11 protein-coding genes are annotated in these 15,264 nt (G+C 56.7%); 7 read left to right on the forward strand and 4 right to left on the reverse strand.

The window, feature by feature from the left end; translation table 11 throughout:
* Positions 1 to 338: 338 nt before the first annotated feature.
* Positions 339 to 1,349, reverse strand: coding sequence for a GDP-mannose 4,6-dehydratase (gmd, locus tag RE6C_RS08570; protein ID WP_008655666.1), 1,011 nt, complete (start codon positions 1,347 to 1,349; stop codon positions 339 to 341).
* Positions 1,350 to 1,740: 391 nt separating this feature from the next.
* A complete protein-coding gene (locus RE6C_RS08575; protein WP_008655668.1) occupies positions 1,741 to 2,685 on the reverse strand; it encodes a GDP-L-fucose synthase family protein in 945 nt (314 codons plus the stop codon).
* A gap of 702 nt (positions 2,686 to 3,387) precedes the next feature.
* Here RE6C_RS08575 and RE6C_RS08585 point away from each other — a divergent pair.
* From RE6C_RS08585 to RE6C_RS08600, 4 genes are read left to right on the forward strand one after another with little or no spacing between them, the layout of a single operon-like run.
* Entirely contained in the window at positions 3,388 to 4,233 is an 846-nt protein-coding gene (locus RE6C_RS08585) for a hypothetical protein (RefSeq protein WP_008655670.1), read from the forward strand.
* 14 nt (positions 4,234 to 4,247) lie between these two features.
* Positions 4,248 to 5,645: an HD domain-containing protein gene (locus RE6C_RS08590; protein ID WP_008655672.1), complete on the forward strand. Its 1,398-nt coding sequence runs from the start codon at positions 4,248 to 4,250 to the stop codon at positions 5,643 to 5,645.
* A gap of 22 nt (positions 5,646 to 5,667) precedes the next feature.
* The gene (nagB, locus tag RE6C_RS08595) at positions 5,668 to 6,423 is read left to right on the forward strand and encodes a glucosamine-6-phosphate deaminase (RefSeq protein WP_008655673.1); all 756 of its coding nucleotides are present in this window, start codon (positions 5,668 to 5,670) and stop codon (positions 6,421 to 6,423) included.
* Positions 6,420 to 7,928 (forward strand): DUF389 domain-containing protein, encoded by a 1,509-nt coding sequence (locus RE6C_RS08600; RefSeq protein ID WP_008655676.1) that lies wholly within the window; start codon positions 6,420 to 6,422, stop codon positions 7,926 to 7,928. Before nagB ends, RE6C_RS08600 begins: the two co-directional genes overlap by 4 nt.
* Before the next feature lie 157 nt (positions 7,929 to 8,085).
* On the opposite strand, the gene RE6C_RS08605 is transcribed toward RE6C_RS08600, so the two are convergent.
* The gene (locus RE6C_RS08605; RefSeq protein ID WP_008655678.1) at positions 8,086 to 9,096 is read right to left on the reverse strand and encodes a substrate-binding domain-containing protein; all 1,011 of its coding nucleotides are present in this window, start codon (positions 9,094 to 9,096) and stop codon (positions 8,086 to 8,088) included.
* A gap of 239 nt (positions 9,097 to 9,335) precedes the next feature.
* The gene (locus tag RE6C_RS08610) at positions 9,336 to 9,596 is read right to left on the reverse strand and encodes a hypothetical protein (protein ID WP_008655679.1); all 261 of its coding nucleotides are present in this window, start codon (positions 9,594 to 9,596) and stop codon (positions 9,336 to 9,338) included.
* A 337-nt stretch (positions 9,597 to 9,933) separates the two neighbouring features.
* Here RE6C_RS08610 and RE6C_RS08615 point away from each other — a divergent pair, with 337 nt between their 5' ends.
* The 3 genes from RE6C_RS08615 (at position 9,934) to RE6C_RS08630 (ending at position 15,230) form a co-directional block, all read left to right on the forward strand.
* Positions 9,934 to 11,730, forward strand: a complete 1,797-nt coding sequence (locus tag RE6C_RS08615) for a 30S ribosomal protein S1 (protein ID WP_008655687.1) — start codon at positions 9,934 to 9,936, stop codon at positions 11,728 to 11,730.
* A 303-nt stretch (positions 11,731 to 12,033) separates the two neighbouring features.
* Positions 12,034 to 13,302, forward strand: coding sequence for an ABC transporter substrate-binding protein (locus RE6C_RS08625; RefSeq protein ID WP_039961663.1), 1,269 nt, complete (start codon positions 12,034 to 12,036; stop codon positions 13,300 to 13,302).
* Positions 13,299 to 15,230: a sensor histidine kinase gene (locus RE6C_RS08630; protein ID WP_039961633.1), complete on the forward strand. Its 1,932-nt coding sequence runs from the start codon at positions 13,299 to 13,301 to the stop codon at positions 15,228 to 15,230. The genes RE6C_RS08625 and RE6C_RS08630 overlap by 4 nt, the downstream gene beginning before the upstream one ends.
* Positions 15,231 to 15,264 lie beyond the last annotated feature (34 nt).

The following is a 15,264-nucleotide window of genomic DNA, read 5'->3' on the forward strand; positions in this document are numbered from 1 at the left end:
AGGTGCACGATGTTGGATGGCCGAATCTGGCTACGGGGTGGGACCTTGCTTACGCGGCGGGTTGTGATGAGGGTGGTTGCCAGGGAACCGGAGCTAACGCTCGGCGGCTGATAGGCTCGGTTGTGGGTGGTCGAATCTGCCGAATCTGGCTACGGGGTGGGCCTTGCTTACGCGGCGGGTTCTGATGAGGGTGGCTGCCAGGGAACCGGAGCTAACGCTCGGCGGCTGATAGGTTCAGTGGGGTGTTGGGGGCGACGAAGAGGCCTTCGTCGCCTACAGGTGATAAGGAACAGGTGATATGGGGAATGACAAGCTGGAAGCCTATCCCACATTTGGTGCTATGAGAGTGACTTTTGGGCCAACTCGGTTTTGGCGAGTTTGAGGTCGTGTTCGACCATCAGCTCGGCCAGTTGTTTGCAGCTGGTTTCTGGTTCCCAGCCGAGTTTGGCTTTGGCTTTGGAGTAGTCGCCTAACAGTAAATCGACTTCGGTGGGACGGAAGTAGCGAGGGTCGATCTCGACGTGCTTGTTCCAGTCCAGGTCCAAGGCCTCGAAGGTGTAGTCAAGGAATTGGCGAATGGTTTGGGTTTCGCCGGTGGCCAGGACGAAATCATCAGGCTCATCGTGCTGAAGAATTCGCCACATGCCTTCGACATAGTCTTTGGCATATCCCCAGTCGCGTTTGGCGTCGAGGTTCCCGAGATACAGCTTGTCTTGCAGTCCCAGTTTGATCCGTGTTGCTGCACGCGTGATTTTGCGAGTCACAAACGTTTCGCCTCGACGTGGTGATTCGTGGTTGAAGAGAATGCCGTTGCTGGCGAACAAGTCATAAGCGTGCCGATAGTTCACCGTTTGGTGAAAGGCGTAAACCTTGGCACAGGCATAAGGGCTTTGCGGTTGAAACGGTGTCGTTTCAGTCTGCGGTGTTTCGATCACGTCGCCGAACATTTCACTGCTGCTGGCTTGGTAGACGCGAGTCGGTTTTTGCTTGTTGAGTTGGCGAGCGGCTTCGAGCACGTTCAGCGAGCCGAGGCCGACGGTTTGGACCGTGTAAACTGGCGAGTCGAATGAAACCCGCACGTGTGACTGGGCGCCGAGGTTGTAGATCTCGTCCGGTTGGATGTCCAAGACGAGGTTGGTCATGTTTTGACCGTCCGTCAGGTCGCCATAGTGCAAATGCAGGTTGGAAGACTCGTGCGGGTCTTTGTAAACGTGATCAATCCGGTCGGTATTGAAGGTGCTGCTTCGACGAACGATCCCGTGGACCTGATAGCCCTTTTCCAGCAGCAAGTCGGTGAGGTAGGAACCGTCTTGGCCCGTGATGCCGGTGATGAGTGCGGTTTTGGTCATGGTAGGAAAAGAGTGGGAAAGGGACGCAGGGGCTCAGGGCCACAGGTTCAGGGTTTTCCGAATTCTGGCGAATGCGGGTACGGAGTGTTGGGGAATGCCTTGCTTACGCGGGCTGTTGATTGACTGAGCCGTACCGCGTAAGCGGCGGTTAATCAGACGCCAACCGGGGCTAACGCCCATCGGCTAAATCTACAGTGGGCTATGAAGGATGGACGCCTTGCTGGCCGGCTTGTCGATTGAGTTGCCTATGGCGTTTTAATGCATGTAGGATGGGCGGTCTTACCCGTCGAAGTTGTGGATGTCGGCCGAGAGTGGCCAACCTAGAGCAAATTCGACAAGTCTTGCTTACGCGGCGGGTTATGACAGCGGGTGGTGATTGGTGACGTAGAGGCTAGACCGAACGGACTTCGCCGGATTGGACTCGTTGTCGATAGTCGGCGACGGTTTGGGTGAGGCCATCGTCCAGGCTGATGGTCGGTTGCCAACCGGTGGACCGGATTCGGCTGATGTCGGTGCATTTGACGGGGGTCCCGTCTGGTTTGCTTGCGTCTTGGGCGATTTGTCCTTCGAAGCCCGTCGCGTCGGCAATCTTCTTCGCAAGGTCGGCGATTGTGAGGTCGACTCCCGTTCCGACGTTGACCCAGTTCGGAGGGTTATCGAGTTGGAGCAGGTGTTCCACGGCGGCGGCCAAGTCATCGACGTGCAGGAATTCACGTCTTGGTTTTCCACTGCCCCAAACGGTGACTGAGTTGGCGTTCTCTTTCGCAGCCGCGTCGAAGCGGCGAATGAGGCCTGGAATCACGTGTGAGTTGTCGGGGTGGTAGTTGTCGCCTGGGCCATAAAGGTTTGTCGGCATCGCACTATGGAAGATTGCGCCATGCTGTTGTCGGTAGTACTGGCAAAGCTTTAGCCCCATGATTTTTGCCAGGGCATATCCCTCGTTGGTTTCTTCCAACGGGCTGGTCAGCAAAGCGTCTTCTTGGATCGGCTGAGGTGCCATCCGCGGGTAGATACAGGTGCTACCTAAAAACAGAAACCGTGAGACACCTGTTTGAAACGCTGCGTGGATGGCGTTGGCCGCCATCATGGTGTTGTCGTAGGCAAAATCTGCGGGGTAGGTCGCGTTGGCGTGGATCCCGCCGACCTTGGCTGCCGCAAAGACAACAGTGTCGGGGCGTTCCGATTCGAAGAACTCGTTGACAGCGGCTTGGTTGCAAAGATCCAGTTCGGTCCGAGTCCGAGTGACGATTTGGAGATCATCGCGGTCGGCAAATCGGCGAAGGATGGCCGATCCGACCATGCCTCGGTGTCCAGCAACGAAGATCTTCTGGGGCATTGTTGGGAAGTGGGAAAGGGCCGCACGGGCTCAGTGCCAGTGGCGGATGCTTTGGGGGACGGCTCGCTTCCTGGTGGAAGCATCGGTTGGGGTGCCAGGTGAGACCTGGCCTACGGGAGGGTTGGCTGGCCTTGCTGACGCGGCGGGTTATGACTGGTGCCGGTCGTTTCGGCCAGGAAATTGCTTGGTCAGCGCGGACTTCGTCCACTTGGGTGACACTTGTTTCATTGTCACCGCCGGCGGGCCGGAAAGTTCAGCCAGAGTGAATTCGTCGCCTAATCGGACTTTCCACATCTGGATGGTTGTTAAGTTCTCAAAGTTGCGGCATCGGGTGCGACCTGGTGGGGCTGCACGCATTGCACGACTTCAAGGTATCTGGTTCACGTCCATTTTAGCTTCCTGAACCAAATTCGCTTCCCCCTCCGCAACTTTTGATCGCCCCCGTTGGGGCACCCGAGCCGCGGTGTGAAAAGCTACTCAATCCATAGCACGCTGAGCGGGCGGAGGAGCAACTTCCCGGGGATGCTGGGAAGATTAGTTGGTGTCCAGGATTGTGGATCGGCGAACTCGCCAGTGCTGGCGTAATCGGATTCATTTTCTGTTAAGCTCTCGCTACAACCCACACCTCGCTCGTTTTCGGCCGTCACAATGTGCACCGCCGTCTGATATTTTCGTCCCGATTCGACCGGTTCGCCGCCCCCCATGCCGATTCAAGTCACTTGTCCAAATTGTCTGAAACGGTTCCAAGTCAGCGACAAGTTTGCTGGGAAGCAGGGGCCCTGTCCGGCCTGCAAAAAGACGATTCGGGTCCCCGACGCTTCCGAAGCCGTCACGATCCACGCGCCCGAAGACGATGGGCCGAAGGATTCAAAGGGGCAAAGCGTCCTCAAGCCGATCACCCGAACGGACCGCGATTTCACGCGGCGGCACCTCTACATCGCAGCAGGCGTTGTCATTGGGATGCTCTTTCTAGCTCTTGGGTTCCGCTTTGCGATGGGTGGGGCTCCGCTCTGGGCTCAGATTATCGGGATTCTGTTGCTTGCGCCGCCCGTGGTTCGAACAGGGTACAGCTTCGTTCACGACGCTGAATTGGAACCCTATGCGGGGGTTGAGCTTCGCAACCGAGTCCTGATCTGCTCGGCGATTTACGCCGCGATTTGGCTGGTGTACGCGTTCGTTCCTGCGTACGTGTTGGAATTGGACCATGCCAACGAGATGTCTTGGACGACGGCCGGGATTGTGTTTTCCGTCATGATCTTGATCGGGGCGGCGGTTTCGGTGGGGGCTTTTGAGTTGGAGTTCATCAACGGGCTGGCTCAATCCGGTTTGTATTTCGTCACCGTGATTTTGCTGGCTCTGGTCGCAGGCGTTTCGCTCGCGGGTCAACCGGGAGCACGCCGTGAACTGGATCCGGATTGGGAAGACGAGGAGTTCGTTGACGATCTCGTGCAATTGCCTTCCCCGGTGGAGATCACCAGGGCGGCCGAAACAACCTTCGTCGATCGAGCCAGGCAAATGAATGGCACGGTTCAGGACTTGTCCGTTTGAGCGACCGCGAATCTGTGTGTGTTCCTGAAGTGCATTTGATGGATCGCGGGCCGTCGCGGTTGCGGATTCCGCCGGCGATCGATGTGCCCGTCTCGGCTCGTGTTCAGCGATTGATCGACACCGCACCGATGAGAAGGCTGGCGTCGATCAGCCAGCTTGGATTGGTGTCGATGGTTTATCCGGGAGCGATGCACAGCCGGTTGGAGCATTCGCTCGGCGTCTACACCTGGGCATTGCGAGTCCTGAATCAGGTCGGCGAGCCGAGCCTAGCGAATCAAAGCCCAGCAACCCAAAACGCTGATGACGTTCGTGCATCAGAAGCCTTCATTGTCGCGTCTCTGGTGCATGACGCTGGTCATTGGCCGTTTTGCCATCCCATCGAAGACATGGGCCAGTCCGGTATGCCGCGACACGAAGAGCGTGTCGAAGCGATGTTGCGGTCCGGGCCTCTCGCCGATGGACTGCTGGCGGACTGGTCGTGCACCGCCGACGACGTCATGGCGATCCTGTGTCCGAAAAAGATCGATCAGTATCCAGCCGCAACTCCGTCGGAGCACATCGCGTTTTATGCGAGCTGCCTGAGTGGGCCAATCGACGTCGACAAATTGGATTACTTGCAACGCGACAGTCTGCATGCGGGGGTCCCGTACGGTCGAAACTTTGATCCGATGCGGATCATCGCTTCGTTGGTCCGGCATCCGGATCGACCGAAGCTGGCCATTCACGAAAAGGGACGCACGGCGGCGGAGATGATGGTGTTCGGTCGCTATGTGATGTTCAGCGAAGTTTACTGGCATCACACGGTTCGGTCCGCCACCGCGATGTTGCAGCGAGCTATTCACGAGTTGCAGCAAACTGTCCACGGCCAGAATGTTGACGTTGCCGAGTGGATGGATCTGAGTGAGTCAGCTTGGGTCAGTCGGTTTGTTGAAGCCGCGGATCAGCGTGGTGGACCGGTGAAAAGTTTGGCCGATGGGTTGTTCGGGCCGACTCGGAAGTTGCTCAAGCGAGCGGCGGAGTTCAACGTTGAGTCCGGCGAAGATATGCACCAGATTCTGGCGAGGCGTCCGTATTGGTGGCTCGCGTCTTGTTCGCGGCCGTTGGCCGATTCCATCAGCGATGCGATTGGAAAGCCCGTTGAACCGGAGTTGGTGCTGATCGATGCGCCTCCGGTCAAGCTGGAGGTCGACATCAACATCGACATCGTGCTTCGGTCGGGCGAGGTCGCGACGCTGGGTGATGTCTCGCCTGTTGCGTCGGTGTTGGCCAACCGGCAATTCGACAATCATGTCAAACGCGTTCGCGTCTTTGTGCCGGAGTGGGTTCGAGATTGCCTGGCTGATTTGCCTGGTGATTCAATGCGAAGATGGCTGACCGCGGCGGTTGCTGAAACAGAAAAACAGTGGGCGTAACTCCGGATTCCTTTTTGAACGGGTGGGCGGAATCAACGTGATTGAGTTAGAGATTGTTGCCGACCACGAATCGGCTTCCGCACGAGTGGCGGGGTGCATCGTCGAGCAGGTTCGTCGCGAACCGGCCAGTGTTCTTGGCCTGGCCACGGGTGGAACTCCCGAACGAACGTATGAGCTTTTGGTTGAGAAGGTGCGAGCCGGTCACCTGTCGTTTTCGCAGGCCACCACGTTCAACTTGGACGAATACGTTGGGTTGCCGCCCGCTCACCCACAAAGCTATCACGCGTACATGCGGTCTCGTTTGTTCGGTGAGGCTGACTTTGATTCAGAGCGAACCCATTTGCCCGATGGAACGGCGGATGATCTGGCGAAAGCGGGAGAGCAATACGAGGCATTGATCACCGAAGCGAGCGGCATCGATTTGCAATTGCTTGGTTTGGGTGCGAACGGGCACATCGGGTTCAACGAACCTGGTGCGACGGAAGACAGTCGCACGCGGGTGGTGGATTTGACCGAAGAAACCATCGCCGCGAATGCACGTTTTTTTGAAGCACGCGATGACGTTCCGCGGCGGGCACTCACGATGGGAATCGCGACCATTTTGGAAGCTCGTGAGATTGTTTTGATCGCGACGGGCGAGTCGAAAGCGGAAGCGGTCGAGCGAGCCGTTCGCGGCCCGGTTACTTCGCAGATGCCGGCCTCGTTTCTTCAGCAGCATCCAAGAGTCACGTTTGTTTTGGACGAGGCCGCGGCAAGCTTGTTGGGATCGCGGGCATGAGCGTCACGTTGCTGGTCGGTTCGCAGAAGCAGTTGGCCGATGGGCTGCCCTGGCTTCGTCAATTCGCGGAATCGATGAAGTTGCGTGCGGACATTTTGGTGCTGGGGTTGGATCACCGAACGCTGGAGCTTCGCAGTCAAAAGGAGCTGGAGAACATCGGGGCAGGTTCCGCGAAGCAAACAACCACGAAGTCACCCAATCGCGTCGAGCGAGTGGAAGCCGATGTCGAGGCGATTTCGCTGCAGCTGGCCAAGTGGGATTCGCGTTTGCTGCTGATGGTCGACGATGTGGATGACGACCGGTTCCAAGCGACCTTGTTCGATCGGTGTGCGATCAAATCGGTTTGGCTGAGTTCGAAGGGAACGCCGCCGGAGTCGTCTCATCATGTTTTCTCGATCGACGATTCGTCTGACAAAGTAACGCGGTGGATCTCGCGGCGTTTGTTGGGGATGGATCCCGGATTGCATTTAGATCACGAATGGTTGACCGAACTGGCGAAGCGAAGTGAGTCGTCGTCTGACTCCGAGTCAGAGCATCCTGCCCCAATTGATGCGGCGATCGAGAAAGCACTGAGTTTGGAACGCCAGCGTTGTGACCCTGGCGATTTGATTTGGGTGCCGTTTGGATCGAAGCCTTCGTCTGAGCCGCACTACAAAGTTGCTCGAGCGTTGCTTGGTCAATCGACGCAAGCCTCGGTGGCGTTGGTCAGTCAGAAAGAGAGTTGGAATCAGTCGTTGTCGGCGAGCGTTCGCTATTGGGCCAGTCACGTGGCCGAGCCGATGGATCGTGAGGCACGGTTGGAGTTGGCTCGTTCTCTCGAGGAAGGATCCGAGCCGAGTTTGGAGTTTCTCGGATTGATCTCGGCGGCGGCGATGTTGGCCGCATTTGGTTTGCTGCAGAATTCGGCGGCGGTGATCATTGGTGCGATGTTGATTGCTCCTTTGATGACGCCGATCATGGGTGCGGGGTTATCGCTGGCTCATGGGAACCGGCCGTTATTCCGGCGTTCGCTTCTGTCGATTGGGATTGGTCTCGCGGGCGCGTTTGGATCAAGCTTCCTGTTTGGATTGCTGGTTCGGTTGGTGCATCATCCGGTCGTGACGGATGAGATGTGGGGCCGCTGCAATCCTTCGCCGTTGGATTTTTGTGTCGGTCTGGTTGGTGGCATGGCTGCTTCATACGCTCGCACGCGAAGTCACTTGTCGTCGGCTTTGGCGGGAGCGGCGATCGCGGCGGCGTTGGTGCCTCCCATTTCGACCGCGGGTTTGCAGGCATCGTTCAATGTCTGGGAATCGACCGAGCGTGGATGGCCGGTCTTTGGGCCGCTGATCTTGGTCTGCGTCAACGTGCTGACAATCATGATCGGGACATCGTTTGTGCTTTACGCTCGCGGGTTGCGAGTCGAGTCAGGTCACAAGTGGGCGACGCGAATGACGGTTTCGTTGGTTACGTTGCTGATGCTGGTGCTGGTTTGGATGATGCACCTGGAGAAGTGGCTGTTCTGAGGGAGAGGTTCTGCAACTGTAGTTCGGTGGTCCTCCACCGAGAAAGAACTGTTCTAAAACACCGCCCTCACATAGCGGTGCGGCGCAAGCCGCCCGGTGCCGCAACGCCGTAGGGCTCGCGCCCTGGCGCTACAAACGCTATTTGTTTCGAGGCCAGCTACGTCGCAGTTCTTTGCTGAACCGATTCACGGAGCACGACGTCCCCGCCGAGTGTTGGCAAGTCTGGTTGGCCGCCGTTGATCATCGCGATGATGGCGGTGGCTGCGGCCTGGCCCATCTCTTTACCGGGCTGGCGGATGGTGGTCAGTGGCGGGATCATCCACTCCGATTCCGGTTGATCATCCACGCCAATCAACGAAACCTGATCGGGAACGGATACCTGCCGGCGATGGAGAGCCAGTCGTGCACCGAATGCCATCAGGTCATTCGCGGCAAAGATCGCGGTGTAGTGCACGCCGCGCTGAACCAGTGTCTCGATCGCGTCCGCGGCGGATTCCGCGTGGAAGTCACCGTGGACGATGTGATCGTTGGTCACCTCGATTCCGGCTTGCTGCATCGCGTGTTGGAATCCAGCGAGCCTGCCAATCGCATCGATGTGATCGGCGGGCCCCGAGATGTGAACGATTTTTCGGTGTCCGTGATCGATCAGCGTTTGCGTCGCGTTGGCACCGATTTGGAAGTTGTTCGTTGCGATGTTGACGCCATTCCAATTCGGCATTTCTCTCGCGACGACCAGTGTTGGTTTTTGCTCGCCGAGTTCTTCGATTTTTTCAGACGGTATGTCGCCCGCGATCAAAATCAATCCGTCGACATTTCGTCCCATCAGAGTTCGGGCGGCGTCGAGAAACAGGTTTTGTTTCAGCATCGCATCGCCGACGATGGGTGAGAAGCCCGTTCCGTTGAGCCCTTGCATCACGCCTTGCACGACCGAGTCGTAAAACGGCGTGCCGATGTTTTGGGTCACGATCCCGATCGTCATCGAGCGGCCACCGGCCAACGATCGAGCGACTTGGTTAGGTTCGTAGCCCAGTTCCGCCATTGTCGCCATCACGCGTTCGCGTTTGTCGGCTTGGACAATCAGCGGGCTGTTGAGAACTCGCGAAACGGTGCTCTTGGAGACTTCTGCTCGATTGGCAATGTCCTGGATCGTGATCCGGCCTTTTGACATCGGGCGTGGTCTCATAGGGAAGCGAAGAAAAGGATCGTTCGGCAGGGAAGTGAACGTTCAATTCTGATTCTAACCCGATTTGGCCAAAAAGGCGCCACCACGTGAGTCGACGTGGAGCGCTCGCTTTGTGGCCCTATTGAGCGTGCCGGTCAGGCTCTGCGTCCCGACGATTTGGCTTCGCCGGCCTTGGTGAGGCCAGCGTGCGTTTTTCGGCAGCGGAGTTGGTCTCTCGGGCGAGATCACTTCGCCGGCGGATTCAATTCCTGCAGCGACTTGCCCAAGCGTTTTCGCGGGGCGGCTTTTCGGCCGGTCGAGCGGGTGCCCTTCTTGGCCGGCAGGGCTTGTTTGCCCGTCGTCGGTTCTTGCAGCAACGCCGCGACTTGCGGGTTGATTTCGGACGACTCGTCAGGAGTGCCGATTTGCTCGACCGCGTCGCTCACGCCCAGAATGACGGATTGGCGAACGCCGTCTCGTAGCCAGTCGAAAAAATTCAGGTTCATATCTCAATTGGGTGGTTGGTGTCGGTGAAGGATCGCCGCCGATGGACCGAGCATTTCGGTGTTCAGGTGGCTGCGATCCGTCCACGGGGCTCAGATCACGTGTCATGCCTCACGTTCGTCGCCTGTAAAACAATCGCCGGCGGGGTGTCCAGACCAACAAACGCATTGTGACGAATTTCCGACTTTGGTAGGCTTCTCGGCTAGGCGCCGCGGCGAGTCCGCGGGGACGCCCCCCTCCGGCTGTAGTTTTACAATCCACACCACCAACCCAGGTGACGGATCGACGGGTCATTTGCCGGAGCCCGATCGATACGATTTCACCATCGGTAACGTTTTTATGGTTAACCGCAACCTCATCCGCTCCCTCGAAGACGACGACATCCTCGGCGATTTGGCGCTGCTTGCCCCGGAGGACGAAGCCGAAGAATGGCTTCTCGACGCGATTGCTGCTGAGCAGCAAGATTACAACTCCGGCAAAATTGTCGACGGACGAATTGTTGAACTGAACGACGAGTGGGCTCTCGTCGACGTCGGCTTCAAAAGTGAAGGCACGGTCGGACTGGATGAGTGGGGTCCCGAGGAGGACCAGCCGAAGATCGGCGACACGGTCAAAGTTCTGATCGAAGAGATGGAGGATGAGCTCGGTGCAGCCGACGATCCTTATGGCATGATTTCGCTGTCCAAGCGAAAAGCCGAGAAGATCATCGAATGGGAAGCGATGATGGAAACGGTTGCCGAGGGCCAAGTGGTCACCGGTACCGTCATTCGCAAAATCAAAGGTGGCTTGCTCGTCGACATCGGCGTCAATGTCTTCCTGCCTGGTTCGCAAGTCGACATTCGTCGTCCCGGCGACATCGGCGACTTCATCGGTCGTGTTGTCCAAGCCGAAGTGCTCAAGATCGACGACACCCGTCGCAACATCGTCATCAGCCGCCGCAGCTTGATCGAACGTCAGCGTGAAGAAGATCGCGCTTACTTGATGCAAGAGCTGGAAGTCGGCCAGATCCGCAAAGGTATCGTCAAGAACATCGCCGACTTCGGTGCGTTCGTCGACCTCGGCGGCATCGACGGTTTGTTGCACATCACTGACATGGCTTGGGAACGAATCGGTCACCCAACCGAAATGCTTTCGATCGACCAAGAGATCGAAGTCAAGGTTCTGCACATCGACCGCGAAAAGCAAAAAATTGCTTTGGGTCTGAAGCAAAAAGACCGCAACCCTTGGGAAAACATCGAGACCAAGTACCCGGTCGAATCGGTTCATCCTGGCGAAGTCGTCAACGTGATGAGCTACGGTGCGTTCGTGAAGCTGGAACCAGGCATCGAAGGTCTGGTTCACATCAGCGAAATGAGCTGGACCAAACGGGTCAATCACCCAAGCGAACTGGTCAACATCGGCGACAAGATCGATGTCATGATCTTGGGTGTCGATCCCGAAGGTCAGCAATTGTCGCTGGGTATGAAGCAAACGCTGAAAAACCCATGGGACGAAGTCCTCGAACGTTACCCCGAAGGCAAAGACGTCAAGGGCAAGGTTCGCAACCTCACCAACTACGGTGCCTTCATCGAGTTGGAAGAAGGGATTGACGGTCTGTTGCACGTCAGCGACATGTCCTGGACCCGCAAGATCGCTCACCCGAGCGAAGTGCTGGAGAAGGGCCAAGAGATCGAATGCCGTATCCTCAGCGTCGACGAACAACGTCGCCGGATCGCTTTGGGTCTGAAGCAACTCGACAACGACCCGTGGGATGGCGACATTCCAGACAAGTACCAGCCCGGCCAATTGGTCAAGGGTGAGGTCACGAAGATCACCAACTTCGGTGTCTTCATCGGACTCGAAGACGGTTTGGAAGGTTTGCTGCACATCAGCGAATTGGCCGAGCACAAAGTCGAAGATCCGGAAGAAGTGGTCAAGGTTGGCGATCCGATCGAAGTCAAAGTGCTTCGCGTGGACACCGACGAACGCAAAATCGGTCTGTCGCTCAAACGAGTCGGCTGGAGCGAAGAGCAAGAGAAGACCGCCGCCGCAGCCGAAGCCGCCGAGTCGGGCATGCCGACTCCGATGGACGAGGGCGATTTGAAGGGCGGTCTGGGATCGGCTGGACCGTTGATCCCAACTTCGGACTCCGAATAGTCGAAAGATTTTTCAACTTGGGTAAATCGGGTGCTTCGGCATCCGGTTGCTCGGTTGGAATCGATTGTTTTTGTTGTGAACGCTTGTCGGCCCTTCACGGGCACGACGGGGGTTCAAAGACGTCGCGAAAGGCTGCTCATATCGAGCGGCATTCGCATTGAACATTGACATGTGGGACGGGCGTTTGATCTGCTTCAGACGCCCGTTTTTTTTTGCGCCGTATATTTGATTTCTGTTCAAACGGCCCGGCGGAGAGCGGAGTTTTGTTTCCGTTCAATGCAACCACTTTCATCAATGTTCGCCATGAGAATCAATCGCCGCGAAATGATTGGCGCTAGTTTGGCTTCCGCAGCCGCCGTTGCCAGTTCGGACGTGTTTGCGGCGCCGGCCATTCACAACTCGGAAAAACCGGTTGTGCGTGTCCTGGGGACCCATGTGACCTTGCAGGAAGATCTGCGAGTTCGCGCGGAGGCAGATTTGGGAATTCGGCTGGAGTTTTCGCCGGGCGGAAGTGCGGAGGTTCTGCACCGAGCTTCGACACGTCCAGAGACGTTCGATCTTTATGAGCAATGGTCCAATAGCATCCGCGTGCTCTGGCAGGCAAACGCTATTCAGCCGATTGATCGAAAGCGAATTCGTTACTGGGATGAGATCAACCCGCTGACCCGCGAAGGGCGTTTGACTCCCCAGGCCAAGCTTGGCGCCGGTGATGCACCAAACAAGTTACTTTTCATTCAGCCAGACGGAACTTTGGGCGGTATGCCGACGGACAACGTGACGTTCTTGCCCTACGTGCACAACGTGGACTCGTTTGGCTATGACGCATCGATCGTTCCGCGTGGGGTCCCGTTCGAGACCGAATCGTGGGCTTGGTTGCTCGATGAGCGTTGGGCTGGGCGAGTCGCGATCGTCAATGAACCGACCATCGGCCTGTTCGATTTGGCTTTGGCCGTTCAGGCGAAGGGGCTGGCCGAATTTGAAGACATCGGCAATCTGAGCGAAGCCGACTTGGAAACGCTGTTCAAGATCTTAGAACACTACCGTCACGAAGGTCATTTTCGCGGTGTCTGGAGCAGCGTTCCTGCATCGGTTGATTTGATGAGCAGCGGCGAGGCTGTCATTGAAAGCATGTTTTCACCAGCGGTGTTCGATTTGAAAGGCCGCGGGATCGATTGCGTTTACGCATCTCCCAAGGAAGGCTATCGAGCTTGGCACGGCGTGATGTGCTTGTCATCCAAAACGGTTGGTACGGTCAAGGACGCGGCGTATGAATACATGAATTGGTGGTTGTCGGGATGGCCCGGAGCATTCATTGCTCGCCAGGGCTACTACATCTCCAACCCGCAACGCTCGCGGGAGGAGCTCAGCGAAGCCGAATGGGACTACTGGTATCAGGGCAAACCCGCAGCGACAGACTTGCTGGGCACGACTGGTCAGGTGGTCGTTAAACAGGGGCAGCGTCGAGACGGCGGTTCCTATGTGAAACGATTTAGCAACGTTGCGGTTTGGAACACCGTGATGAAGTCGTACGAAGCCAGCCTTCAACATTGGAACGAGTTCTTGGCAGGATGAGCACCTTGATCTCTCGTCTGGTAGGGCGGACGCTTCGGCAACGCATTTATCTCGCCAGCGCGTGCTTCGTGTTACTGTGCGTCTTGGTTGCATGGTTTGGTATCACCGGGCAATTGGCTTTGCTCAAGAGCTTTGCCGAGTACCAGCGTGCGGAGAACACATCGGTCGCCATTGAATCGATCGAGCGAAAGGTTCAGGAACTGAAGTCTCGCAGCGAGCGATATCTTTTGACTGGAGCCTCGGCTCAGTATCGAGCCGCACTCAGTTTGCAGGATCAGTTGGCGGAGGAGATCGAACGTGCCAAAGGTGAAACGCCAGCGATCCAGGAAACGTTGGATCAGATGGAAGGCCACCTGAAAGTATTGAGCGACCAAATGAAATTGGCCGCTGAGGAACGTGACCTTCGATCTCGGTTAGTACAAATCGAGTTGCCAGAGAAGGCGGAGCGTGTTCGCGAAGCGTTCAACGCCTTGCGAGGGCAATGGATGATGTCTCCCGTCGAAAAGGAGACGCAGATTCATCAACACGGGAATGCCCGCGGTGCGTATGTTTCGGCGCATCGATCTTTGCTGGAGTACTTCAATCACCCGAAGTCGGCGAGTTTCGATCTCGCCAGTCAGCGTCTTGAGAAAGCGATATCGATTTGCGAGGAACTCAAAGAAAATCCTGATAATCAGCAGGCCGACATCCAGCTGATGATGGAAGAGTTGCTCGCGAGTTTGAATGAGTTTCGACGAGTCGGGACGCGGGCGTTTCAAGCAACCCGTGGGTACATGGTGTATTCCAATGTTGTGATGGCCGGTGAGATATCTGAGTTCAGCTATCGTTCGTCTCAGCTGAAGGAGTACGTCCAAGAACAGAAGACCTTGAACCAGCGAAACCGTGAAACATCATTTCGACAATCGCAGTACGCGGCGGTGGGAGCGGCCATCGGAGCGGTTCTATTGGCAATCTTTCTCGCGACGAGTCTCTCGATGGCAGTCGTCGGACCGATCGGTCGTTTGACGGAGATGTTCCGGCGTTTGGCGGCTGGTGAGACGATGGCAATCAGCGGCGAAATCGGACGCACGGACGAAATTGCGGAAATGGTCAACGCAGCCCGAGTCTTTAGCGATAAGAATCAGGAAACGACTCAGTTGCTGATTCGTTCCGAAACGCTGAGCCAGGAGTTGGCGAAGAAGGCCGATGCTCTCGTTGAATCCAATAGAGAGCTTGATAACTTCGCTTACATCGCGTCTCACGATTTGAAATCACCACTGCGAGGCATCCAGCACCTGGCGAGTTGGGTCCAGGAGGATTGTGAAGATATTCTGCCCGAGACCTCGCAGACGCATTTGGCTCACATGCAATCTCGCGTCCGCAACATGGAATGTCTACTCGATGACCTGCTCAACTATTCGAGAGTCGGCCGCGTGGATGCTCGTCCTGAAATGGTGGACTGCCGTGAACTGGTTTCAGGGATCGTCGAAATGGCGGACAATTCGGAAAACTGCCAGATTTCCTGGGAATTCCTTCCGACGTGTTCCACGGTCCGGACGCCACTGAAGCAGGTTCTGTTGAATTTGATCACCAACGCGATCAAGTATAACGACAAGGGGGCGGAAGGCCGCGTTAGCGTGCAATGCGTCCAAGATGACAGCTGGTACAGATGGGAGGTCAGCGATAACGGTATCGGGATCGAACCTCGGTTTCACGAAAAAGTGTTCCAAATGTATCAGCGGGTCGCTCCAGAAGTTTCCGAAGGAAGCGGCATGGGACTTGCGATCGCCAAGAAACATGTGGAACATTACGGCGGAGAAATAGGAATCCATTCGTCACCGGGAGAGGGCACCACGTTTTGGTTCACCTGGCCGGTACAGATCGAAACGGCGGAGTCGCCATCTAGCGGCGACCTCGCTGAAGACCCCATTGCAAACGTGCCACAATGAAATCGGCCCCTGTCGACAGTTCGAATCAAGATGA

This window comes from Rhodopirellula europaea 6C, assembly GCF_000338295.1.
Taxonomy (GTDB): Bacteria; Planctomycetota; Planctomycetia; order Pirellulales; family Pirellulaceae; genus Rhodopirellula; species Rhodopirellula europaea.

Excerpts from the sequence above, each read along its gene's own strand:
- RE6C_RS08605 (WP_008655678.1), bottom strand. The coding sequence starts at position 9,096 with ATGTCAAAAGGCCGGATCACGATCCAGGACATTGCCAATCGAGCAGAA.
- gmd (WP_008655666.1), bottom strand. The coding sequence starts at position 1,349 with ATGACCAAAACCGCACTCATCACCGGCATCACGGGCCAAGACGGTTCC.
- RE6C_RS08610 (WP_008655679.1), bottom strand. The coding sequence starts at position 9,596 with ATGAACCTGAATTTTTTCGACTGGCTACGAGACGGCGTTCGCCAATCC.
- RE6C_RS08630 (WP_039961633.1), top strand. The coding sequence starts at position 13,299 with ATGAGCACCTTGATCTCTCGTCTGGTAGGGCGGACGCTTCGGCAACGC.
- RE6C_RS08625 (WP_039961663.1), top strand. The coding sequence starts at position 12,034 with ATGAGAATCAATCGCCGCGAAATGATTGGCGCTAGTTTGGCTTCCGCA.
- RE6C_RS08575 (WP_008655668.1), bottom strand. The coding sequence starts at position 2,685 with ATGCCCCAGAAGATCTTCGTTGCTGGACACCGAGGCATGGTCGGATCG.
- RE6C_RS08600 (WP_008655676.1), top strand. The coding sequence starts at position 6,420 with ATGAGCGTCACGTTGCTGGTCGGTTCGCAGAAGCAGTTGGCCGATGGG.
- RE6C_RS08585 (WP_008655670.1), top strand. The coding sequence starts at position 3,388 with ATGCCGATTCAAGTCACTTGTCCAAATTGTCTGAAACGGTTCCAAGTC.
- RE6C_RS08615 (WP_008655687.1), top strand. The coding sequence starts at position 9,934 with ATGGTTAACCGCAACCTCATCCGCTCCCTCGAAGACGACGACATCCTC.